Origin of the sequence: Myxococcus sp. AM010, from assembly GCF_013372585.1 — a bacterium.
Taxonomy (GTDB): Bacteria; Myxococcota; Myxococcia; order Myxococcales; family Myxococcaceae; genus Myxococcus; species Myxococcus vastator.
In genome coordinates this window covers 37,852-58,548 of the sequence record NZ_JABXEO010000001.1, presented here as the reverse complement: position 1 = coordinate 58,548, position 20,697 = coordinate 37,852, and the positions used below count along the sequence as shown (strand labels likewise).

Here is a 20,697-nt window from a genome sequence, read left to right as displayed (position 1 = left end):
TTGCCATGGGTGGGGCGGGTCCGACATCTCCTGGTCGTCGAGGACGCCTCGCGTCTGGCGCGTGCGATCGAGGAGGCGCTGCGCGCTCGCGTCGAGCGGTGCACCCATGCGGCTTCGCTCGCCGCGGCACGTCAGGTCCTCCAGCATGACGCGCCCGACGCCGTCATCCTGGATGTCAGCCTTCCGGATGGGGAGAGCATCGAGCTGCTGGCGCCGCTGTGTGGGTTGGAGCCGCTGCCGCACGTCATCGCCATCAGCGGGACGGCGACGGCGGAGCAGGCCTTCCAACTGGCGCAGGCGGGCGTGCGTGCCTTCCTTCCCAAGCCGCTGGACCTCGCGCGGCTGGAGGCCGTCTGGTTGGAGACGTTGGCGCGCCCCCCCGACCTGGTCACCGCGCTCCGGGCGAGCGCGGGACGGGTGCCGCTGCACGGCTTCGAGAGCCTCGTCCGCGACACATTGGTGGACGAGGCCCTGGCGAAGTCCGACGGGAGCGTGCGCGGGGCCGCGAAGCTGCTCCGAATCTCACGCCAGCTCCTCCAGCACATTCTCAGCGGCCGGAAGTAGGACGCCAAGTCAGGTGCGGGCTTCGCGCTCACCTCGGGTGCCCGCGGCCTTCAGGTCCTCGATGATGGCGCGGCTGAAGTCCTCGAGGTCGTCCGGCTTGCGGCTGGTGATCCAATTGGCGTCCCGCACCACCGCCTCGTCCTTCACCTGGACATTGGGGATGCGGCGCAGGTCATGCTGAATCGTCGTCCACGCGGTGAGCGTCCGTCCATCCAGGATGTCCGCGGAGATGAAGAGCTGGGGCCCGTGGCACACCGCCGCGATGAGCTTGCCGCGGTCGTCGAACGCCTTCACGAACTGGACGAAGCGCTCGTCGGCCCGGAGGTTGTCGGGCGAGTGCCCGCCGGGGATGAGCAGCATGTCGAAGTCCTGCACCTGGACGTCGTCGATGCTCCGCTCCACGCGGAACTTCTCCCTGCCTTGCTTGCCCGCGACTTCCTCGCCGGCCTTCTTCCCGATGAGGACCACCTCGTGGCCCTCCTGGCGCAGCTTGTCGTAGGGAACTCGCAGCTCGGAGTCCTCGAAGCCACTGCCCACGATACACGCGATTCGCTTGCCATCCGCCATGTCGTCCCTCCTTGAGTCAGGCCCGCAACCATGTGCACCCTGTGCAGTCCTGGCCCGGAAGGGGAGGGCTTGAAGCGGGACCGGGCGCCGTGCCCGCCGCCTCCTCGGCAGACGGACAGGCGCCCGAAGCCGCCACGTCCCCGGCTACTCGTAGCGGAGCGACTCGATGGGCGCGAGGCTCGCCGCGCGCCGCGCCGGCCAGATGCCGAAGAACACGCCCACTGTCGCGGAGAAGGCGATGGCCACGATGATGGCCTCGGGCGCCACCACCACCGTCCAGCCCGCCATGCGCTGGAGCATCGCCGCGCCGCCAATGCCCAGCATGAGGCCCAGCGTCCCTCCGGCCAGGCACAGCACCAGCGACTCCACGAGGAACTGGAGCATGATGTCCATGCCGGTGGCGCCCAGCGCCTTGCGTAGACCGATCTCGCGCGTCCGCTCCGTCACCGACACCAGCATGATGTTCATGATGCCAATGCCTCCCACCAGCAGGGAGATGGCGGCGATGCCGGCCAGCAGCAGGGAGAACGTCTGCGTCGTCTCCTGCATGGTGTTGAGCAGCGAGGCCTGGTCGCGGATGTTGAAGTCCGCGGGCTGCTCCGGGCGCAGCCGGTGCTCCCGCCGGAGCTTCTGGTCTATCTCCGCCATCGCGTCGTCCATGGACGTCTCGCTCACGGCCTGCACGGCGATGGAGCGGATGCGGTCGCTGCCCATGACACGGAACTGCGCGGTCGACAGCGGGATGTAGAGGCTCTCATCCGGGTTGTTGAAGCCCTGCGCGCCTTTTTCGGCCAGCACGCCAATGACCTCGAAGGGAATGCCCCGGATGCGGATGGACTCGCCCACCAGGGACGCGGTGTCCGTCAGGCCCAGCTGCGCGCCCGCCAGCGCGCCCAGCACCACCACCCGGCGGCGGCCCTTGTCCTCCGCGTCCGTGAAGAGCCGGCCAGTCGTCATCTCCCCCTGGTTGACGCGGAAGTAGTCCGGCCAGGTGCCCACGACGGACAGGTTCGCGTTCTTCGCGCCGTGCTCCACCTGGAAGCGCGACTCGATCTCCGGCGCCACGGCCTGGATGTGGCGCGCGTTCTCCCGAAGGGCCTCCGCGTCGTCGATGGTCATCGACGCCTGGGCGCGAATCATGCCGCCCGTGAAGGCCTGACCCGGGCGCACCGTGAGGACGTTGGTGCCCAGCCCCTGGAGCCGCTGGGCCACCGAGCGCTGCGCTCCTTCGCCCAGCGCGACCATGGTGATGACGGCCGCGATGCCGATGACGATGCCCAGCATGGTCAGCAGCGACCGCAGCTTGTTGGCGAGGACCGCATCGAATGCGACCCGGATGATTTCACCCATGACGTGTCCTCCTCGTTGGCGTGGGGGTTAGGGCCGTCCGCGCGGGCCACCACCCGCGCCGGGAATCACGCCGCTCGTCCTCTGGCGCATCCGCTCGGTGCTCTGCTGCTGCTGCTGCTGGAGCTTCGCCACCGTGATGAGCACCACCTCCTCGCCCTCGTCCAGGCCACTCACCACCTCCGTGCTCTCCCAGTCGCTCAGCCCCAGGGTGACGCGCCGGGGCTGCGGGCCGGTGGGGCCCTGCACGAAGACGACGCCCTGCCGCGTGTCCGTCGCGCCCTGGACCTCCTCGCGAGCCCGGCGGCCCGCGCGGCCCTGGCCTCCGCCGCCCTGGCCTTCCCCCATGCCACCCTGGCCCCTGGCGGGCACCGCGCCCGGCCCGGTGCCGCTTCCCACCGCGGCGGTGGCGCCCACGCCGGCCTCTCCCACGGCCGACACCGTCGTCGCTCCGGACGGCGCGCCCGGGGTGCTCGGAGCTCCCGGCGGCCGCATCACCGCGCGCAGCGCTTCTTCGGAGACACCCACCGCGGCGGCCGCGGTCCGGGCATCCCGCACGCCCACCACCGCGCTGTTGGGCACGGTGAGGGCGTTGCGCCGGCGGGAGATTTCAATGGCCACCTCCGCGTTCATGCCCGGCCGCAGCAGGCCGTCCGGGTTGTCCATCCGCACCAGCACCGGGAAGAGGGTGACGTTCTGCTCCACCAGGGCCTGCGGCTCAATCTTCACCACCTCGCCGATGAAGGTGCGGCCCGGGTAGGCCTCCATGGTGACGCGCGCCCTCTGGCCGGGCTTGATCTGCCCGACGTCCGTCTCATCCACCTTGGCGCGCACCTGCATCACCGACAGGTCCGCCATCTTGAACAGCGCGGTGCCACCGGACACGTTGTTGGTGGCGGAGGCGATGATGACGCCCGGCTGGATGGTCCGCTCCAGGATGGTTCCGGGGCTGCGCGCGATGATGGTGACGTCCCGGCTGCGCTCACGCGCCAGCTGGAGGTTCGTCTCCGCCCGCACCTTGGTGGCCCGCGCCGTCGCGGACGCGTCCACGGCCGTCTCGTATTCCTGCTGCGTGACGTAGCCGTCCTTGCGCAGCGTCTCCATGCGCTGGCGCTGGGCCTCCGTCGTGTTCAGCCGCACCCGCGCGGACTCCAGGTCGGCCTGGGCCTGCGCCAGCGCGTTCTGCACGTCGCGCGGCTCGATCTCCGCCAGCAGCGTGCCCTTGGCCACGGTGTCGCCCGTGTCGTAGTGGACCTTCAGCACTTCACCGGAGGCCTGGGACTTCACCTCCACGACGCGCAGCGGCTCCACCAGGCCCGCGGACTCGGCCACCACTTCCATGTCCCTGCGCTCCACCACGGCCACCGCCGCCGAGCGCTGGTTCGTCTGGGGCTCCTCGCCGCGCTGGGTGACATACACCCCCGCGCCGAGGAGAAGCGCCGCGCTGCCTGAGATGATCCACTTCTTCGTCTTGCTCACGACGACCTCCCGTTCCCTGTCCCACGCAGCGAGCGTGGCGAAAATTCAGTCCCGATTCCGCTCGTCCCGCTCGATGACGCCGTCCTTCAGGAACAGCACCCGCCGCGCATGCGCCGCGATGTCCGCCTCGTGGGTGACGATCATCAGCGTCTGCCCCTGGCCGTGCAGCTCGCCGAAGAGGGCCATGATCTCCTCGCCCGTGCGGCTATCCAGCGCGCCCGTGGGCTCGTCCGCCAGCAGCAGGGCGGGCTGCGTCACCAGCGCGCGGGCAATGGCCACGCGCTGACGCTGACCGCCGGACAGCTCGTTGGGCCGGTGGTCCATCCGCGCGCCCAGGCCCACCTTGTCCAGCATCGCCGCCGCGCGCTCGCGCCGCTCCTTCCTGGGCATGCGCGCGTAGATGAGCGGCAGGGCCACGTTGTCCAGCGCGGAGGCGCGGGGCAGCAGGTTGAAGCTCTGGAACACGAAGCCCAGCTCGCGGTTGCGGATGCGGGCCAGCGCGTTCTCCGACATGCCCGCCACCGGCTGGCCGTTGAGCCAGTACTGGCCGTCGCTGGGGACGTCCAGGCAGCCGATGAGGTTCATGAAGGTGGACTTGCCGGAGCCGGACGGACCCATGACGGCCACGTATTCGTTGCGGCGGATGGTGAGGTCCACGCCGCGCAGCGCGCGCACCACCTCGGAGCCCATCGTGTAGTCCTTGCGCAGGCCCTCCACGCGGATGACGACGTCGGAGATGTCCCGCGCCGGGCCCGCGCCCGCCTGCTGCTGGGTATCAGTGGACGTGCTCACAGCGGCCTCCCCGCGAGCGCTTCCAGCTCCGCGCGCGCAATCCGATAGTCGAAGCGTGAGGCCACCAGGTTGATCTCCGCCGTCACCAGGTTCTCCTGGGACGTCAGCAGCTCGATGATGGTGGTCGCGCCCAGCTTGTAGCGCTCCTGCTGCACCTTCAGGTCCTCCTGGGCCACCGCGACGGACTCGGTGGCCAGGGCGATGCGGTTCGACGCCAGCTTGAGCTGGTTCAGGGACGTGCCCACGCTCGAGCGCAGCACGCGCCGGGTATCCGACAGCGTGGCCTGGGCCACCGACGCCTGCGTCCGCGCATTCACCACGCGCTCCTCGCGAACGAAGCCATCGAAAATGGGGTAGGACAGGCCCATCCGGACCGACCAGCTCGTGCGGCCGCCGTTGAAGGCGGGCTCGTCATTGAACCAGTCATACCCGCCGGACAGCCGCACCGTGGGCAGGTAGGACGACCGGGCCACCTTCACGCTGGCTTCGGCCGCCCGCAGGTCCGCCTCCGCGGCCTGGATGGACGGCGCCTGGGCGGTGATTTCGTCCGTCAGCGCCTCGTCGGTGAGCGCGAAGGTGGACACGTCCTGGAGCTCCAGCGGCTGGGCGTCCACCGGACCGTCCTCGCCGATGAGCCGGCCCAGCGACAGGGCTGCCGCGGCGTGCTGGGTCTGCGCGGAGAGCAGCGCCTCCTGCGCGGAGGTGAGGTCGTACTTCGCTCGCAGCACGTCGGAGCGCGTCGCCGAGCCCACCGCCAGTCGACGATCCGCGGCCTCCGCGTTCTGCTTCGCGCGCTCGATGCGGGACACGGCGACCTCTTCCAGGCCCCCGGCGCGGAGGACTTCATAGTAGGAGCGCTCCACGTCGAGCACCGCGGACGCGCGCTGCGCAATCAGTCCAGCCCGGGCGGCGCTGGAGCGCGCCTGGGCCTGCTTGCTGGTGGCGCCGCGCTGGCCACCGGTGAAGACGTTCCATGAGGCCGACAAGCCGGCGCTGTACGTGTCGCTGGGCGCGTTGAACACCACGCCCGTGTTGGGGTCCAGGCGCTGGCTGCTGGCCAGCGAGCCGTTCGCGTTCGCGGACAGGTTGGGCAGGTAGGCACCAAACGCGCTGCGCTCGGCGGCCCCTGTCGTCGTGACGGCGCCGGCGGCTTGCGCCACCTGGGGGCTCGTCTTCAGCGCCCGGGCGATGGCCTCCTCCAGGGAGACCGTCGTCATCGTCGTTGTCGCCTGGGCCAGACCCACGCCGGGCGCCGTCACCAGCCCGAGGAAGCCCAGGGCCAGGGCCGTCATCCGGTAGGGTTGCCGCTTCCACCACGGTGTCTGTGCGTTTTTCATCGCAAGCCGGACCACTGCATGTGCCTTGCCATGGTCCAACCCCTGGAAATGTGGAAGGAAAGTGGCGCCGGGACTGCGGGAACCGCAGCGCGAGTGCGGATTCCGCATGCGGTGGCGGCCATTCTCGCATGCACGCCTCGGGGGCTCCCTGGGGCCCACGCGCGCGCGCCTGTACAGCGGGCCTGGGCCCCGTGCTTGCACAGGGCGAAGGCGACAGGTGGACGCGCCGAGGTTCCGCGCCTGCTCCTCCGCCCTGCCAGCGGCCACGTGGCCGCCCTCCACCCCCAGGAGAACGCCCCATGCCCCCGCTCATGCTCGGACGACCGACGGCTCCCGAGGCGCGCGGCGCCGACAGAAGAGGGTGCGGATTCCGCACTCCGCATGCAGAGTTCGCAGCCTGTGGAGGTGTGCGATGGAGTTGGAGTCCCCGCGGCGGAGGACGGCGATGAGCGGCGCTCGCTGGTGGCGTCCGCTTGGGCCTCGAGCGCCCTGGGTGGCGGCGGTGCTCATGTGCGCGGTGCTGATGTCCGCGGCGCTGTTCATCCGGAACACGGCCATGGAGTCGTCCGCCTTGGTGGCTCGGGGCATGGCCAACGTCATCATGGTGGCCGGCTTCGAGGCCTTCCGCGACGCGGAGGGACTGCCGGACCTGTCCGCGCTGAACGCCTTCCTGGCGTCCCACATGGAGGGCGGCCTGCGCTACGTGGCCGTCATGGAGGACGACCGGGTGCTGGCGTCGGCCGGGGAGGGCAAGCTGGGGCGGCTCCTGTTCCAGGAGGGCGCGCCGCTGGTGGTCGAAGGGGCGCGCGCGCGCCTGGTCCACCGCATCCGGCGTCCTCGGCCCGCGTACGGCCCCCTGACGCAGCAGGAGGTGCGGGCCTTGTCGGAGCAGGGGGCGTCGCAGGAGCCGCGCAAGCACCTGCGCATGGTCTACGAGTTCGCGCCGCTCACCGCCCTGGAGCTGGAGTCGCGCTCGCGGCGTCTGCTGGGCGTGGCGGTGGCCTCGTGCGTGGGCATCCTGGTGTTGGCCTTCGCCTTCTCCCGCTTGTTGGCGCAGCGCGAGGCGCTGTCGGAGGAGCTGGAGCGCGGCCGGCGGCTGGCGGCCCTGGGCACCATGTCCGCGGTGCTGGCGCACGAGCTGCGCAATCCCCTGGCCTCGCTCAAGGGCCACGCGCAGCTGCTCGCCGAGCGGGTGGAGCGTGACGCCGTCCTGGCGCCCAAGGCGGACCGGGTGGTGTCGGAGGCCGTCCGGCTGGAGCAGTTGATGAACGACCTGCTGGGCTTCGTGGCCAGCGGTGAGCTGCGCCGCGTGGAGGCGGACCCCAATGACGTGCTCCGCGCGGCGGTGGAGAGCACCGGCGCGACGCGCGTGGAGGCGCACTACCTGCCGGACCGCACGCCCTGGCCCCTGGACGCGGGCCGGCTGCAGCAGGCGCTGGAGAACGTGCTGCGCAACGCCGTCCAGGCCAGCCCCGAAGGCCAGCGCGTGGAGGCGACCGTGGAGCGGCGGGACACGTCCCTGGTGTTCACGGTGAAGGACCATGGGCCCGGCATCGCGGCGGGGGAGGAGGAGCGCATCTTCGAGCCCTTCATCACGGGCCGCGTTCGCGGCGTGGGCCTGGGGCTGGCCATCACCCGCCGCATCGTCGAGCTGCATGGCGGCACGGTGAGCGCGCGGAGCCATGCCGGCGGTGGCGCGGAGTTCCGCCTCACCGTGCCCGCGAGAGGAGCCTGAACCATGGCGCGAATCCTGGTGGCGGATGACGAAGAGGGCGTGCGCTCGTTCCTCGCCGAGGCGCTGGAGTACGAAGGGCACTCGGTGACGATGGCCGCCGATGGCGAAGAGGCCGCGAGGCTGATGGCGCGGCAGGGCGTGGACCTGTTGCTCACGGACCTGCGGATGCCTGGGATGGACGGGCTGACGCTGCTGCGCAAGGTGCGCGAGGAGCAGCCCGACGTGGAGGTGGTGGTGCTCACCGCCGTGGGCACGGTGGAGAGCGCCGTGGCGGCGATGAAGGCGGGCGCCTTCGACTATCTGCTCAAGCCAGTGGGCAGCCCCGCCGAGCTGCGCCTGACGGTGGCGCGGGCCCTGGAGCGGCGCGCGCTGCTCAACTGGAAGACGGAGGCGCGGCAGTCCGCGGGCGCGGTGGAGCTGAGCTGGGGCGCTCCCGCCATGCACCCGGTGGTGGAGGCATTGCGGAAGGTGTCGCCCACGCAGGCCACGGTGCTGCTGGTGGGGGAGAGCGGCACCGGCAAGGAGGTGACGGCGCGGGCCCTGCACCAGTGGAGCGAGCGCGCGGATGGGCCCTTCGTGGCCGTCAACTGCGCGGCGCTGACGGAGACGCTCCTGGAGAGCGAGCTCTTCGGCCACGAGAAGGGGGCGTTCACCGGCGCGGTGGCCCAGCGGCGCGGCCGCATCGAGCTGGCGCAGGGCGGCACCTTCTTCCTCGACGAGGTCGGCGAGCTGAAGGCCGAGCTCCAGGCCAAGCTGCTGCGCGTCCTCCAGGAGCGCCGCTTCGAGCGCGTGGGCGGCACGCGGACCCTGGAGGCCGACGTGCGCTGGGTGGCGGCCACCAACCGCGACCTCAAGGGGATGATGGCGCGCGGTGAGTTCCGTGAGGACCTCTACCACCGGCTGGCCGTGTTCCCCATCCGGCTGCCGTCCCTGCGTGAGCGGCGCGAGGACCTTCGGCCGCTGGCGGAGCTGCTGCTGCGCCGCATCGGCGACGAGCTGGGGCGCCCGGGGCTGCGCCTGTCACCCGAAGCCGTGGCGCGGCTGGAGGCGTTCACCTGGCCCGGCAATGTCCGCGAGCTGCGCAACGCGCTCGAGCGGGCCGCCATCCTCGCGGATGGGCCATTGGTGGAGCCTGGGCACCTGTGGCTGGATCCGACGGGCGCGGCGGGGCCCGTGGTGGACGCGCCCGTCCCGGAGGGGGGCCGGCTCCCCGGCCTGACGCTGGAGGAGCTGGAGCGACGGGCCATTGAGCAGGCCATCGCGGACGAGGCGGGGAACCGCAAGCGCGCCGCTCAGCGGCTGGGGATTGGCTTGAGGACGCTGTACGACAAGCTGCGGCGCTACGAGTCGCCCTGAGCGCGTCGAGCGGCGCGGAGAAGCGTCTCCGCGCCGCGAGTGCCCCGGCAACCCTATGCGGGGTTCACGGAGGGCCGTTGCCCTGCCGCTTCGAGTTCAGCTCCACCGCGGTGGCGTAGATCTGCGCCCAGGAGCGGTACTTCACGCGGTCCAGGAAGCCCTTCTGGTCGTTCGCGTAGTCGAACATGTCCTTGCGGAAGAGGGCGTCGGCGGCCTTGCGCGCATCCGGGCCGAGCGGTGTGCCCTTCTTGTCGAAGTAGCGCAGCAGGTCGTAGCCGTAGTCGTGCGTCTTGGCCGCGGGGTCGAACTCCTTGTCCGGGCCAATCTTCAGCGGGACGGAGGCGTAGCCCAGCGGGTCCTGCATCCGCTGGCCGTGCGGCGTCTGGATGGCGTAGGGCTTGTAGCCGATGACCTTCTCGAAGTCCGCCGGAGGAGGGCGGGCGCCGGTCAGGTACTCCATCATCAGCTTGCCGTGGTCGCCTGCGGGCGCCGCGCCCACCTTCGCCGTGGCCTGGAGCGCCGTCGCCGTGTTGCTGAACGAGTCCTTCTGGTGGATGGCCGCGGGGACAGCGGCGGCGTTGGGCTTTTCCGCGGCGGGCGACTCCGAGGAGGAGTTCGCCGGGCGGCGGGCCGAGACGGGGGCGTTGCGAACGAGCATGATGTGGTCCGGGGGAAAGCTTCCTCTCGGTTTGTCGCAGTTTGTAGACTTGAAGTTGCGTGGAAATGACCGACGCACCGCGTGGTGCCAGGAGAGCTCAGTGGGAACGGACCTTTATCGCGACGGAATGGCCCGGTTGGACGCGGGGGATGTGGCCGAAGCCCGCCGTCTGCTGGAAGAGGCGCTGCGCAAGTCCCCCGGCGACGTGGCGGTGATGCACGGATTGTCTCGGGTGTTGGATCAGGCGGGCGAGCGCGCACGCTCCGTGGAGCTCCTGGAGCACGCCCATGCTCGGGCGCCTTCGGAGCCGGGCCCGGCGCATGACCTGGCCATGGCGCTGCTGGAGCGGGAGGAGGACGCACGGGCGGTGCAGGTCCTCACGCCCGTGCTGGCGGCCCACCCCGAGGACACGCGGGCGCACCTCTTCATGGCCATGGCCCTGGCGAAAACGGACGCCGCGCGGGCTCGCGTTCACACCGCGAAGGCCCTGGCGGACTCGAATCCCGACGTGAAGCTGCAGGCCCAGGCCCTGGACGACGTGCTCGCGGAGCACCAGCGCGTGTCCTGAGCGTGTCCAACGCCATGGTGACGGCCTGAAAGGCGAAGGGCCGGAGGCGGCCGTCTCCAGCCACCTCCAGCCCAGGATGCTTCAGTCCGTATCGCGGGTGCGCTCAGGCGCGAAGGGCGATCACGGTCACCCCGTCGCCGCCTTCGTGGCCCTCACCCGGCCGGTACATGCGGATGTACGGCGACGCGGACAGGTAGTCACGGATGGCCTGCTTGAGGGCCCCCGTGCCATGGCCGTGGATGACGAGCGCGGCTTCTTCGCCGCTGCGCATGCCCCGGTCCAGGAAGGACTCCAGCTCCGCCAGCGCGTCGTCCGCGCGCATGCCCCGCACGTCGCAGCGGAAGTTCGTGGCCTCCACCTCGGCGGGGGCCGCGGTGGCCGCGCGCTTGAGCGCCGCGTCCTGCTTCTGACGCTCCGGGAACTTCGCCTGCTGCGGCTTGCGCGTGCGCGCGCCTGACAGCTCCGTGGTGGGCACGCGCATCTTCAGCGCGCCACCCGCGGACACCACCGCGTGGCTGTCCGCCAGCTCCAGGATTTCCACATCGCGGCTCAGCCCCGAGTGGTGCACCCATGCGCCCACCTTCAGGTTGGCCGGGCCGGGGGCCTCCACCTGGAACAGCTCCGCCTTGGCGGCCAGGGCGCGCTTCTGCGCTTCGTCCGCGCGCTGCTGGAGCTGCTGCCGGGCCTCGGAGAGGGCCTTCTCGTTCTGCTCGGCGCGCAGCTTCGTCAGCAGCTTCTGCACCTCCGCCGCCGCGTGCTCGCTGGCCGCGTGCACGTCGTCGTTGAATTGCATCATCCGGGCGCGGCGCTCGCGCTCGAAGGTCTGCTTCTGCTTCTCCAGGTCGGCCCGGAGCGCCTCGGCCTCCTGGGCCGCCACGCGGGCGCGCTCCAGCTCTTCGTAGAGCTTGCGCCGCTCCTCCTCGGCCGCCGCCAGCGCCTTGGTGAGCGGACCGCCCGCGTTGACGGACAGCTCCCGGGCGCGCTCGCACACGCTCTGGGGCAGGCCCACGCGCGCCGCCATCTCGATGGCCGACGACTGGCCCGCGGCGCCAATCTGGAGCCGGTAGGTGGGGGCCATGCGCTTCGAGTCGAAGCCCACGCGCGCGTTGAGGAAGCGCGGGTCCATGTGCGCCAGCGCCTTGAGCTCCTCCAGGTGCGTGGTGACGAGCACCACCACGCCCTTGGACATCAGCTCCTCCAGCACGGCGATGGCGATGGCCGCGCCCTCGCGGGGGTCGGTGTCCGCGGCGATTTCGTCGATGAGGACCAGCGAGCCCTCGCCCACGGCGCCGATGATGTCGCGCAGCATCACCACGTGCGCGCTGAACGTGGACAGGCCCTGCTCCAGGTTCTGCGCGTCACCCACGGTGGAGTGGACGGAGCGGTACAGCGGCATCCGGGAGCCTTCCGCCACCGGAATCGGCAGGCCGGCGCGGAGCATCAGCGCGCAGAGGCCCACGCCTGTCAGCGTCACCGTCTTGCCGCCCGCGTTGGGGCCGGAGACGACCAGGGCCTTCGCGTCGCCCGTGAGCGTCACGTCGTTGGCCACCACCTCGGCGCCCTTGAGCACCAGGCGCGGGTGGCGCAGCTGCCGCAACTGCATGTCGGTGACGTTCTCGAAGGTCGGCGTGCTGGCGGCCAGGTCCGCGGCGAGGAGGGCCACGGCCTCGGCCTCGTCCAGCTCCGCCACGGCGTCCAGGCCCTCCAGGATGCGCTCCGACTCCCGGCCGAGCTGGTCGCTCAGGGCCTGGAGCACCTTGCGCTCCTCCTCGGTCACCTCCGACTGGGCGATGGCGAGGTCGTTGCCCAGGCCCACCATGGCCTGGGGCTCCATGAAGAGCGTCTGGCCCGTCTGGCTGGCGTTGTGGACGATGCCGTCCACCTCCGAGCGGTAGTTGGCCACCACTGGCACCACGTAACGCCCGTTGCGGAGCGTGTAGTAGTTCTCGCGCAGCTTGGGGAGGAAGGCCTCGTCGTGGAGCAGCTCGTCGAGCCGCGACTTGATGCGGCGGTGGAGCCCGCGCGCCCGGTCCCGGGCCTCGCGCAGCTCCGGGCTGGCGCGGTCGGAGATCTCACCGTCCGGTTCGAAACACTGGTCGATGCGGCGTGCCAGCGGCTCCAGCGAGGGCAGCCGGCGGGCAATCTCCACCAGCCGGGGGACGCGGGCTCTGCGTTCGTCCAGCGCCTCGCGGGTGCGGACGAAGGCGAACAGGAGCTGCGCCGAGTCGATGAGCTGGCGGGGCTCCAGCATGCCGCCCTTGGCCGCATGGCCCATGGGCGTGCGCAGGTCCGTCACGCCCCCCAGGGGGAGGGAGAACTGCTCCTGGGACAACGCGCGCGTCTCCGTGACGAGCGCGAGGGCCTCCGCCACGGCCTCGGGGGTGTCCAGGAAGGGCCGGGCGAGCACCCGCTCCCTGCCAGGCTCCGTCCTGCAGCGGTGCGCCAACGCGCGGAGCACATCCGCGAAGCCCAGGTCTTCCAGCGTTCTTTGCGATATCTGCACGGTCATGGGTTTCATGCGCGGCCGTTTGGCCGTCAAGAGGATCTATTGAGGCGCCCGGGTCGGCTCTGCTATCAGCCGCACATGAGGTGGGTCATTCTGACGGCTTTGCTGGCGGGCGCGACCGACGCAGCGGAGCCTTCCGCCCTGACACCGGCCTCGTCACGGACGGTGGTTTCGCTCCCGGAGGCCCTGGCCCTGGAAGCGGATGGGAATGACGCGGGCGCCCTGGCCGCGTTGGAGGCCCTGGTCCGGGCCCAACCCGCGTGGGAGCTGCCCCGGTTGGAGCTGGCCCGGCTCCTGTTGAAGACGGGAGGCGCGCTGGAGCAGGCGGAGTCCCACCTGAACGCCGCGCTTCAGCAGGCTCCCCATCATCCCCGCGCCTGGTACCTGCGGGGATTGTTGTGGGAAGAGCGGGATGACCGTCGGCAGGCCGTCCAGGCGTATGAGCGGGCCGTCCAACTGCGCGCGTCCTATGAGGAGGCCCGTTTCCGGCTCGGGACGCTCTGGCTGGACCTGGGCGACTTGCTCAAGTCGGAGCTGCACCTGCGCTACCTGTCACGGCTGAAGCCGGAGTGGGTGCAGGTGCGCCTCCAACTGGCGGAGGTGCTGGAGCAGCAGGAGCGCCTGCTGGACGCGGAGAAGGAGCTGCTGGCGGCGCGCGGCGTGCAACCAGCCAGCCCGCTGGTCCTCCGGCGGCTCGCCGACTTCTACACGCGCACGGGGCGGCCTCAGCTCGCGGCGCGGGTCCGCGCGTCGCTGGAGGCCCCTCCGAAGCGGCGCATGCGCGACCTCAAACCATCTCGTCGCTGACAGCGAGCAGTCATGCGGTACGCGGTTGCGATTGCACCCTCGACGGTGGCGCATACACTGCGCGGGCTTTGAAGACCGCCAACCTCGCCATCGTCTTCACCGACATCAAGGGCTTCACCGAGCGGACCAGCCGGCAGACGCTGGAGGAGAACCAGCGCCTGCTCCAGGTCCACGAAGCCCTGCTGGCGCCGCTGTTCAAGGCGTTTGGCGGGCGCATCGTGAAGTCCATCGGTGACGCGTACCTCGTCACGTTCGAATCGCCCACCCAGGCGGTGCTCAGCGGCATCGCCATCCAGGACCGGCTGTGGCACCACAACCGGACGGTGGAGGTGCTCGAGCAGCTTCACGTCCGCGTGGCCATCAACGTGGGCGAGGTGCGGCTGGACGGGAACGACATCTTCGGCGAGCCCGTCAACATCGCCGCCCGGGTGGAGGGCATCGCCGAGGCGGGCGAGGTGTACTTCACCGAGGCCGTCTACCTGTCGATGAACAAGGCGGAGGTGCCTTCGAAGGAAGTGGGCGCCTTCGAGCTGAAGGGCATCCCGGGGAAGATTCGCGTCTTCCACGTGCCCCGGGCGCCGTACCGCGTGGAGGCCCCCTCCGCCAGCGCCATCGCCGAGGCGCCAGGCGCCGAATCAGCGCCGCCCTTCGGGAACCTGGCCCTGTCCCGCGTGGCGGAGGCTTCGTCACCGGGGGCGCCGGTGGACCTGTCCGTGCTGGGCCAGCGCGCGGCGGCGGGCGCAGCGGTCATCAGTCAGCGCGCGGCCGCGGGGGCCACGGTGCTGGGGCATCAGGCAGCGGAGCTGGGACGGCAGGCGCGCACGGTGAGCGGTTCGCTCTTCTCGCGCGGCATGGCGGCGCTTCCGCCGCGGGTCTTGAAGCACCGCGCGCTGGTGGGCGTGGGCGCGGCCGTCGTGCTCGCGGGTGTGGCGATGCTGGCGTTCAGCGGCGACGAGACGGTGCGCGCCATCAAGGCGGTGGAGCGGGCTCCGGAGGAGGAGCGGACCGCGCTGGCCAAGGACGTCCGGACGCTCATCATGAAGGAGGAGGACTCCGGGCGGCGCAACTTCCTGCTGGGCCGCCTGACGGAAGCGACGGGCAAGCCCGATGACGCGCTGAAGGTCTACGCCACGGCCGTGAAGGCCGGCAGCCGCGCCGCGGAGGACCGCCTCATCGAGCTGCTTTCGCATGCGCGGTGTGACGTGCGCTCGGATGCCGCGTCCACGGTGGGCCGGCTCCAGTTGAAGCGGGCGGTGAGCGCGCTGGAGGACCTGCAGTCCGACGGCGGACCGGATGACGGGGCGCGGACGGGCCTGTTCGGCTTGTCCAAGTGCGACTCGAAGCAGGCCGCGGAGAGCGCGCTCAAGGGCTTCAAGGGGCGTTGATGCGCCGGCTCTCGGGGCTGGCTGAGGAAGGGACGGCCGTGACGAAGGTGAAGACGGGACTGGACGTGTGGGTGGAGCAGGGCTTCTCCGCGTTGAAGGGCAAGCGCGTGGGCGCCATCGTGAATCCCACCAGCGTGGATGCTCGCTTCCGCCACCTGGCGGACCTGCTGTCGGGCGCGGACGGCGTCACGCTGGCGGCGCTCTTCGGTCCGGAGCACGGCATCCGCGGTGAGGCGCAGTACATGGTCGCCGTGGACGAGGCGAAGGACCGCCGCACTGGCGTGCCGGTGTACAGCCTCTACGGCTCCACCTTCGAGTCGCTGTCGCCCCGGCAGGAGTCGCTCCAGGGGCTGGACGCGCTCGTCTTCGACATCCAGGACGTGGGCAGCCGCTACTACACCTACGTCTACACCATGGCGCTGGCCATGAAGGCCGCGGCGGCGGCCCGCGTGCCCTTCTACGTGCTGGACCGGCCGAACCCGCTCAACGGCGTGGCGATGGAAGGCAACCTGGTGGGGGAGGGCTTCCGCTCCTTCGTGGGCCTGTACGCGCTGCCCAACCGCCACGGCATGACGGCGGGGGAGCTGGCCCGCCTCTTCAACGCCCAGGAGGGCTTCGGCTGTGAGCTGACGGTGGTGCCGTGCGAGGGCTGGCGCCGCGGCCAGTTCTGGTCGGAGACGGGGCTGCCCTTCCTCTCGCCGTCGCCGAACATGCCCACCGCCGACACCGCGCTGGTGTACCCGGGCATGTGCCTGGGCGAGGGCACCAACGTCTCGGAGGGGCGTGGCACCTGCCGCCCCTTCGAGCAATTCGGTGCGCCGTGGGTGGATACGGACCAGTTGCTGGCGCGGCTGGCCAAGGAGGACCTGCCCGGGGTCGCCTTCCGAGCCGTGGGCTTCACGCCGACGTTCGACAAGTACACGGGCCAGTCCTGCAACGGCGCCTTCATCCACGTGACGGACCGGCAGGCCTTCCAGCCCCTGCGCACCGGCGTCGCCATCTTCCAGGCGTTGCATGACATTGGCCCGGGCGCGTTCGGCTGGCGCGCGGACGCGTACGAGTTCGTCGAGGACGTGCCCGCCTTCGACCTGCTCTGCGGGACGGACCAGGTGCGCCGAGGCATCGAGGCGGGGTGGCCGCTGGAGCGGTTGCTGGAGGGGTTCTCCGCTCAGACGGAAACGTTCGCACGTCACAGGACGTCCTACCTGCTATACGCTTGAGGCGTGATCGGCGTCTTCTCTGACAGCCATGGGGACCTCGAAGCCTTCGACGCGGCCTACGAGCTGCTGCGCTCCAAGGGGGCGCGGCGTTTTCTCTTCGCGGGCGCGCGCTACACGGACCTGGATGAGTGGGTGCTGTGGCGCCGGCAGAAGAGCCGGGGCGGGCGTGAGTACTCGGACGCGGACTTCCTGGCGGACGTGACGAACTGGCTGGGCAGCCAGGACGCGCTGCCTCGCACGCCGTCGCGCGCGGAGGCTCCGGCGGACGTGGCGTCGGAGGACGACCGCCGGCTCGTCATGGAGCGCTTCATCCGCGTGCCCGAGCGCGAGTCGCTCCAGTACAGAGACCCCTCCATCAACAACAAGGTCATGGACTTGATGGGGGACACGCTGTGCTGCGTGGTGCACGACAAGAACGACCTGACACGGGATGACCTGCTCAACGCGCTGCTCTTCGTCCACGGCAAGGAGCCGGACCCCAAGGTGGTGCAGATTGGCCCGCGCTACTTCCTGACGCCGGGACGGCTGGTGGGCGCCGCCGAGCAGACGTGCGCGCTGCTGGAGAAGGTGGACCGGAACCTGCGCTTCTCCGCGTTCCGCCTGGACGGGCACCCGATATTGGAGCCCCAGGTCATCGTCCTGGAGAAGAAGTCCCCGAAGCTGTCCCTCAAGTGACGTGAGGCCCGCCGTGCAGGTCGCGCTCCTCGGAGGCTCGTTCAATCCGCCCCACGTGGGGCATCTCATGGCCGCCACCTACGTCCACGCCACCCAGGACGTGGACGAGGTGTGGCTGATGCCGTCCTGGCAGCACCCGTTCGGCAAGCAGATGGAGCCCTTCGAGCATCGCGTCGCCATGTGCGAGGCGCTGTGCGCGGAGACGTCCGGCTGGCTGAAGACGAGCCGGATTGAGCAGGAGCCGGGCCTCTCCGGCCGCACCGTGGACACGCTGACGCTGCTGGTGGCGCGGCATCCGGACGTCCACTGGTCCATCATCATAGGCAGCGACATCCTGCGCGACCTTCCGCATTGGAAGGACTTCCACCGCATCGAGGAGCTGTCGCGGGTGATGGTGCTCAACCGCGCGGGCTACCCGGCGCCGAACACGCTGGGGCCGCCGCTGGCGGAGGTGTCGTCGTCGCTGATTCGCGACCTGCTCGCGCGCGGCGAGGCCCCGTCGGACCTGGTGCCCGCGCGCGCCATTTCCTATGCGCGCGAGCACGGCCTCTATGGCCTGACGCGGGCGCCGTAGCGCCGCCGTCCGTCACAGGCCGAAGCCGATGAGGTGCAGGTGGTCCAGTCCCTGCTCGAACCGGTAGGCGTACTGGTAGAAGAGGGACACCGGCACGGCCTGGCCGAAGGTGAGGTTCAGGTGCGTCGACGCCCCCACGGCCGCGTGGTTGGCGCGGTTGTCGGTGCGAGCCATTGAGCCGAAGGCCTCGAAGCCGACGTCGCGCACGAATAGCGACGGGAAGAGCCACAGCGTGGACGCCCAGCCGTAGTCGATGGGGACGCGGTACTGGTACGTCGCGGAGCCGATGAGCGCGTTGCGGGCGCGAATCTCCAGGTCCTCGTAGCCGCGGAGGTACTCGCTGAAGGCGATGCCCGGCTGCAGTTGCAAGGGCAGGGGCGCGGTCTGCTGGCTGTCGCGGTTGGTGTACCAGATTTGTCCTGCCCTCAATCCGCCGACCTGGAGGAGCCCGGACGGCGCTCCCGGGAGGAACCGGGCCACCGCGGTGAGCCGGAGGTTGTCGCGCCCCGTGAAGGGCAGGCCGCCCGTGAAGCCGTCGACGCCCAGCCGGACGTCGCCCATCGTGGACTCCCGGAGGAATGCACCGGGATACACGCCCGCGGCCAGCGTCATGCCCAGACCTCGCTGCGTGCTGCCGTAGGACGTGGAGTCGCCCGCGAAGTACGACATGGAGACCTCCGGGCCGATGATGCGCGTCAGCAGGCGGGGGAAGCGGTCCGTGGCGTCGTACTCGCGGCGCAGCGCCAGCACGCCGAACGTCACCGGCGTGGTCCAGAACGAGCGCGAAGCGAAGGCCGTGGCCTGGAGGTCCGTGCGCTGATTCTGGCGGATGTACGCGCCCGACACCTGGACGTACCAGGGCGCGAGCTGCGCGTTGCCGTAGGCCAGCGAGAGGCTGGGGGCGTCTTCTCGCGAGTCGAAGGAGAGCAGCAGCGAGTACGCGTGGAAGCCGAGCCGGTCCTGTCCCGCCAGGGCCAGCCCGCCCATCGCGTACGTATCGTCCGTGTTGTCGGGGTCGGTCCCCGCGAGCAGGTAGGGCACGCGGAGCTCGGGGATGAAGAAGCGCTCCAGCGGTGAGTAGGGCTCGTCCGAGAGGATTTGAAGTTCCGTGCCCGGGTCCGGCGGGGCCTCGACAGGGCCGTCGAGGCCCGTGAGCGCGGTGGGCGCGTCTTCGGCCGCGGGGGATGGGGGCGGGAGTGCGGTGTCCTCGGGATCAGGGAACGCGGCGAACTCGGACTCGGCAGGCGCGGCCGTGGTCGCCTGACCTGACTCCGGTGCCGGAGACTCCGTGCTCTCCACCGGCGCAATGGGCACCAGTGGAGCGCGGTCGATGGTGAAGTTCAGTCCATCCCGGTTGAGGAACACCACTTCCCCGGTCCCCACGGGGTGGACGTCCATCACCAGGTGCGGCGCGTCCGTGATGCGGACCACCTCCCGCGTCGCCACCGTGAGGACGTGGGCCTGCAGCCGTCCCTCGTGCTCCCGGAGGAACACGAGGCGTTCATCATCCAGCCACCTGGGCGAGTAGTTGAAGCGCCCATCGCGCGTCAGCCAGCGAAGGCGGCCGTCCGCTTCCCGCAGCACCAGGTCCCAACCCGCGTCCCCGGAGAGGGGGAAGACGACCCGCTCACCATCCGGAGCGACCGCGGGCGGCCCCACGGAGGTGCTGGCGCTGAAGTCGGTGAGGGCCTTCCGGGTGCCCGTCTCCAAATCCAGCCGCGCCACGTTGGCCGAATCCCCGTTGACGCGGACGTAGACGTAGGCCGTCTCATCCGGGGTGATGCCGCCGCCCATCCCCATCACGTCGTCCCAGAGCCGAACGACGTCGCCGGTGCGCGCATCCACCTTCCACAGCTTCGCAGTGTAGCCCCCTTCCGTGTTCAGGTCGGCCATCACCAGGTACAGCCACGCGCCATCGCGGCTGAACGACATACCGCTGACCAGCGTCGGGGAGCCCAGCACCCAGCGGCGCCCGGGAAGCAGCTCCACCAGCGGACGTTCAAAGCGCACGCGGCCGTCCGGCTCCAGCACCGTCAACCGCGAGTAGCGCTCCCGGCCCACGCCCACCGTCGCGGTGACGCCGCTGGCCGCGTGCGAGGCCAGCCGGGAGAAATAGCCCGCGTCGGCCACCCACGTCCGCTGCGTCGAGGGCCGCTCGCGTACCCGCAGATTCTCCCTCAGCGACTGCGTGTACTCCGCGAACAGCGAGCCGATGTCCCGCCCGTACACCCGCTTGAAGCGCAGCGTCACCGCCAGCGGAGGCACCAGGGAGCCGCCCTGCTCATCCACCAGCTTCCACAGCTTCACCTCCCCGTAGCGCGCCGCGAGGTACTCCACGAAGTGCATGCCGGTGATGTAGTTGCCGCCGAACGGGTCCAGCGCGCGCTGCTCGGGGGACAGGTAGCCGGGGTTCAGCCGTCCCCCGGTGGCCTGCACCACGGAGTCGTACCAGCCGCGCCAGATGGGGCTGTGCGGCCGTCCCGCGTCCTTGTCGAACTGGCCTTCGTAGTAGGTGGCAAGCCCTTCCAGGAACCACGACTCCGTATAGGAGTTGGGCTGGAACAGGCCGCCGGTGACGAGGTTGAGGAAGCCCCAGACGCCGTCCGTCTGCTGGAGCTGCACGTAGTGGACGGCCTCGTGGCAGGCCACGTCGCCGACGTCCACCTCGCCCAGGTTGAACAGGTGGAACAGCTCCAGCGTCAGGTGGGACGGCATCACCATCTGCTGCGGCGTGCTGGCGTAGTCTGGGACGACGTAGGCGTTGTTGAAGTTGGAGCTCGTCAGGTAGACGAGCACCCGGTCCCGCTTCTTCTTCCGCCACGTCTGCTCGTGGAGGCGGGCCACGCAGCCCTCCAGCCGCGACGCCATGCGCAGGGCCGCGCCCCGGAGCTGGGCGGGGTAGTAGAGCTCCAGGGACTCCGTTGTGAGCTTGCGCATCTCGTCCCGAGCGAACGAGGCCTGGATGTTCTGAGGGAAACGGGGTGTGACGAAGGCACACCCGCCGTTTGTCAGCAGGAGACAGGTGGCGAGGACAGCCCAGCGAAGCCACCAGCGGGAAGCGGGCATGCGGGCCATCCTACAGGCCACAAATCATAGCCACGACCGCGATTTTCACGGTAAGGGATGG

At 70.6% G+C, this 20,697-nt stretch carries 17 protein-coding genes; 9 read left to right on the top strand and 8 right to left on the bottom strand.

All coding sequences use genetic code 11. From position 1 onward, the window contains the following. Positions 1-9: 9 nt before the first annotated feature. Positions 10-564: a response regulator gene (locus HV826_RS00240; RefSeq protein ID WP_368670801.1), complete on the top strand. Its 555-nt coding sequence runs from the start codon at positions 10-12 to the stop codon at positions 562-564. 9 nt (positions 565-573) lie between these two features. On the opposite strand, the gene HV826_RS00235 is transcribed toward HV826_RS00240, so the two are convergent. The 5 genes from HV826_RS00235 to HV826_RS00215 form a co-directional block, all read right to left on the bottom strand. Then, the gene (locus HV826_RS00235) at positions 574-1,131 is read right to left on the bottom strand and encodes a type 1 glutamine amidotransferase domain-containing protein (protein WP_176414990.1); all 558 of its coding nucleotides are present in this window, start codon (positions 1,129-1,131) and stop codon (positions 574-576) included. A gap of 144 nt (positions 1,132-1,275) precedes the next feature. After that, positions 1,276-2,481 (bottom strand): ABC transporter permease, encoded by a 1,206-nt coding sequence (locus tag HV826_RS00230; RefSeq protein ID WP_176414989.1) that lies wholly within the window; start codon positions 2,479-2,481, stop codon positions 1,276-1,278. A gap of 27 nt (positions 2,482-2,508) precedes the next feature. Further along, positions 2,509-3,957, bottom strand: coding sequence for an efflux RND transporter periplasmic adaptor subunit (locus tag HV826_RS37805; RefSeq protein ID WP_176414988.1), 1,449 nt, complete (start codon positions 3,955-3,957; stop codon positions 2,509-2,511). Between the two features lie 45 nt (positions 3,958-4,002). Continuing rightward, on the bottom strand, positions 4,003-4,749 hold the full coding sequence (locus HV826_RS00220; protein ID WP_368670800.1) for an ABC transporter ATP-binding protein: 747 nt from the start codon (positions 4,747-4,749) through the stop codon (positions 4,003-4,005). After that, on the bottom strand, positions 4,746-6,041 hold the full coding sequence (locus HV826_RS00215; protein ID WP_176415242.1) for a TolC family protein: 1,296 nt from the start codon (positions 6,039-6,041) through the stop codon (positions 4,746-4,748). The genes HV826_RS00220 and HV826_RS00215 overlap by 4 nt, the downstream gene beginning before the upstream one ends. A 490-nt stretch (positions 6,042-6,531) precedes the next feature. Between HV826_RS00215 and HV826_RS37800 the strand changes: the two genes are divergently transcribed. After that, positions 6,532-7,821, top strand: coding sequence for a sensor histidine kinase KdpD (locus HV826_RS37800; protein ID WP_217916987.1), 1,290 nt, complete (start codon positions 6,532-6,534; stop codon positions 7,819-7,821). A gap of 3 nt (positions 7,822-7,824) precedes the next feature. Continuing rightward, positions 7,825-9,177, top strand: coding sequence for a sigma-54 dependent transcriptional regulator (locus tag HV826_RS00205; RefSeq protein ID WP_176414987.1), 1,353 nt, complete (start codon positions 7,825-7,827; stop codon positions 9,175-9,177). A gap of 64 nt (positions 9,178-9,241) precedes the next feature. Here HV826_RS00205 and HV826_RS00200 read toward each other — a convergent pair whose 3' ends face one another. Next, on the bottom strand, positions 9,242-9,835 hold the full coding sequence (locus HV826_RS00200) for a hypothetical protein (protein WP_176414986.1): 594 nt from the start codon (positions 9,833-9,835) through the stop codon (positions 9,242-9,244). Between the two features lie 31 nt (positions 9,836-9,866). Between HV826_RS00200 and HV826_RS00195 the strand changes: the two genes are divergently transcribed. Continuing rightward, positions 9,867-10,403, top strand: coding sequence for a M48 family metallopeptidase (locus HV826_RS00195; RefSeq protein WP_176414985.1), 537 nt, complete (start codon positions 9,867-9,869; stop codon positions 10,401-10,403). A gap of 103 nt (positions 10,404-10,506) precedes the next feature. Here HV826_RS00195 and HV826_RS00190 read toward each other — a convergent pair whose 3' ends face one another. Continuing rightward, positions 10,507-12,912, bottom strand: a complete 2,406-nt coding sequence (locus HV826_RS00190) for an endonuclease MutS2 (RefSeq protein ID WP_176415241.1) — start codon at positions 12,910-12,912, stop codon at positions 10,507-10,509. A gap of 75 nt (positions 12,913-12,987) precedes the next feature. On the opposite strand from HV826_RS00190, the gene HV826_RS00185 reads away from it, so the two are divergent. From HV826_RS00185 to nadD, 5 genes are all read left to right on the top strand, one after another. After that, positions 12,988-13,716 carry a tetratricopeptide repeat protein gene (locus HV826_RS00185; protein ID WP_176414984.1) on the top strand — a complete coding sequence of 243 codons (729 nt, stop codon included), beginning with the start codon at positions 12,988-12,990 and terminating at the stop codon, positions 13,714-13,716. A 68-nt stretch (positions 13,717-13,784) separates the two neighbouring features. Continuing rightward, positions 13,785-15,101 (top strand): adenylate/guanylate cyclase domain-containing protein, encoded by a 1,317-nt coding sequence (locus HV826_RS00180; RefSeq protein ID WP_176414983.1) that lies wholly within the window; start codon positions 13,785-13,787, stop codon positions 15,099-15,101. Next, positions 15,101-16,321: an exo-beta-N-acetylmuramidase NamZ domain-containing protein gene (locus HV826_RS00175; protein WP_176414982.1), complete on the top strand. Its 1,221-nt coding sequence runs from the start codon at positions 15,101-15,103 to the stop codon at positions 16,319-16,321. Before HV826_RS00180 ends, HV826_RS00175 begins: the two co-directional genes overlap by 1 nt. Positions 16,322-16,324: 3 nt before the next feature. After that, positions 16,325-16,996, top strand: a complete 672-nt coding sequence (locus HV826_RS00170; RefSeq protein ID WP_176414981.1) for a hypothetical protein — start codon at positions 16,325-16,327, stop codon at positions 16,994-16,996. A 1-nt stretch (position 16,997) separates the two neighbouring features. Next, positions 16,998-17,570, top strand: a complete 573-nt coding sequence (nadD, locus tag HV826_RS00165; RefSeq protein WP_176414980.1) for a nicotinate (nicotinamide) nucleotide adenylyltransferase — start codon at positions 16,998-17,000, stop codon at positions 17,568-17,570. A gap of 12 nt (positions 17,571-17,582) precedes the next feature. Here the strand turns inward: nadD and HV826_RS00160 are convergent, their stop codons facing one another. Beyond that, complete coding sequence (locus tag HV826_RS00160) at positions 17,583-20,657, bottom strand: hypothetical protein (RefSeq protein ID WP_176414979.1); 3,075 nt, start codon at positions 20,655-20,657, stop codon at positions 17,583-17,585. Positions 20,658-20,697: the final 40 nt, after the last annotated feature.

Excerpts from the sequence above, each read along its gene's own strand:
- HV826_RS00190 (WP_176415241.1), bottom strand. The coding sequence starts at position 12,912 with ATGACCGTGCAGATATCGCAAAGAACGCTGGAAGACCTGGGCTTCGCG.
- HV826_RS00200 (WP_176414986.1), bottom strand. The coding sequence starts at position 9,835 with ATGCTCGTTCGCAACGCCCCCGTCTCGGCCCGCCGCCCGGCGAACTCC.
- HV826_RS00185 (WP_176414984.1), top strand. The coding sequence starts at position 12,988 with ATGAGGTGGGTCATTCTGACGGCTTTGCTGGCGGGCGCGACCGACGCA.
- HV826_RS00235 (WP_176414990.1), bottom strand. The coding sequence starts at position 1,131 with ATGGCGGATGGCAAGCGAATCGCGTGTATCGTGGGCAGTGGCTTCGAG.
- HV826_RS00175 (WP_176414982.1), top strand. The coding sequence starts at position 15,101 with ATGCGCCGGCTCTCGGGGCTGGCTGAGGAAGGGACGGCCGTGACGAAG.
- HV826_RS00205 (WP_176414987.1), top strand. The coding sequence starts at position 7,825 with ATGGCGCGAATCCTGGTGGCGGATGACGAAGAGGGCGTGCGCTCGTTC.
- HV826_RS00215 (WP_176415242.1), bottom strand. The coding sequence starts at position 6,041 with ATGACGGCCCTGGCCCTGGGCTTCCTCGGGCTGGTGACGGCGCCCGGC.
- HV826_RS00230 (WP_176414989.1), bottom strand. The coding sequence starts at position 2,481 with ATGGGTGAAATCATCCGGGTCGCATTCGATGCGGTCCTCGCCAACAAG.
- HV826_RS37800 (WP_217916987.1), top strand. The coding sequence starts at position 6,532 with ATGAGCGGCGCTCGCTGGTGGCGTCCGCTTGGGCCTCGAGCGCCCTGG.